The organism is Mesorhizobium sp. M7A.F.Ca.CA.002.04.1.1, assembly GCF_004022805.1.
GTDB classification, from domain to species: domain Bacteria; phylum Pseudomonadota; class Alphaproteobacteria; order Rhizobiales; family Rhizobiaceae; genus Mesorhizobium; species Mesorhizobium ciceri.
The window spans coordinates 1-807 of the sequence record NZ_RZPL01001189.1; the positions used below are offsets into that span (position 1 = coordinate 1).

Consider the following 807-nt stretch of genomic DNA (forward strand, 5'->3'; position numbering starts at 1 on the left):
GCCTCAACCGGCTTCGAACGAAGCGCTTGTCTCTGTCCACGCAACTTCGTTGAACCGGGGCGAACTGCGCCTGCTTGCCATACGCCCCGAGGGCTGGATACCCGGCCAGGACATCGCGGGGATTGTCGAACGAAGAGCAGCCGATGGTTCCGGGCCAGCCGTCGGCGCCCGGGTTGTTGCTTTGGTCGACGAGGCCGGTTGGGCCGAACGCATCGCAGTCCCAATCGACCGTCTCGCCGTCCTGCCGGATGACGTCAGTTTCGTTTCCGCAGCCACACTTCCTGTCGCCGGTACGACGGCACTAAGGACTCTACGCCATGGCGGCGACCTCGCCGGCCAGCAGGTCTTGATCACCGGTGCAAGCGGAGCGGTCGGCCGTTTTCAGATCCAGATCGCCCGCGAGCAAGGCGCCTCGGTGACGGCAATCGCCGCGGCCCGGCACGCCGACGATCTCCGCGGCCTCGGAGCCCGGCAGGTTGTCGAAGCGATCGATCTGGCCGAGGGGCCGTTCTCGCTGATCACCGAGTCGGTCGGCGGCCAAAGCCTCGCACGCGCGATCGAACGTATCGCACCTGGCGGGACCATCGTCATGTTCGGTTCGAGCAGCGGCGAGCTGACGCCCGTCGGATTCCGCCAGTTCGTTCCGGATCATGAAGGGGCAAGGCTTCAGACTTTTGCGTACTACACGTCTGGTCCAGGCATCGGCGAGGACATCGCCTCACTGCTCGCTCTGGTCGCAGCCGGCCGGCTGCGACCAGAGCGAGCAGTGAGGCGATGTCCTCGCCGATGCCTGGACCAGACGTGTAG

The 807-nt window shown here is 65.8% G+C and carries 1 protein-coding gene; it reads left to right on the plus strand.

The genetic code is table 11. From position 1 onward, the window contains the following. On the plus strand, positions 1 to 807 hold an 807-nt coding region (locus ENZ75_RS33205), incomplete at both ends, for a zinc-binding dehydrogenase (protein ID WP_128278675.1).